Origin of the sequence: Streptomyces fildesensis (assembly GCF_016107395.1) — a bacterium.
Lineage (GTDB): Bacteria > Actinomycetota > Actinomycetes > Streptomycetales > Streptomycetaceae > Actinacidiphila > Actinacidiphila fildesensis.
In genome coordinates this window covers 1-443 of record NZ_JAAIKO010000192.1, presented here as the reverse complement: position 1 = coordinate 443, position 443 = coordinate 1, and the positions used below count along the sequence as shown (strand labels likewise).

General features: G+C 46.0%; 1 protein-coding gene. It reads right to left on the bottom strand.

Annotation, left to right across the window (positions count from 1 at the left end):
- Positions 1–340: Hsp70 family protein (locus C6N31_RS47230; protein ID WP_198359670.1), on the bottom strand; the 340-nt coding region annotated here is incomplete at its 3' end.
- Positions 341–443: the final 103 nt, after the last annotated feature.

Genomic DNA, 443 nt, shown 5'->3' with positions numbered 1-443 from the left:
CTCCCTTGTAATCAACAATAATCATTGGCTTGTCACCAGGTCCAGAAATAACCTTGAACGGCCATAGCTGGATGTCACTCTGTACAGACGTGTCCGTGTACCTCCTTCCAATCAATCTTTTTGCATCAAATACAGTGTTCGTAGGATTCATGGCAACTTGATTTTTGGCAGCATCACCAATCAAACGCTCAGTATCTGTAAAAGCAACATACGACGGCGTCGTCCGGTTTCCTTGATCGTTGGCGATGATCTCAACGCGATCGTGCTGCCAAACGCCGACGCACGAGTAGGTTGTGCCGAGATCTATGCCAATAGCTGGTCCTTCACCCTTGCCGGCCATCTCCTCCTCCGATAACAAAGTCGTCGGTCTTCAACAAAAAGATGAAACAAAAAACAAGACAGAATCCACAAGCAGCAAAGCAAAGAATAGTATGAATTTGAAC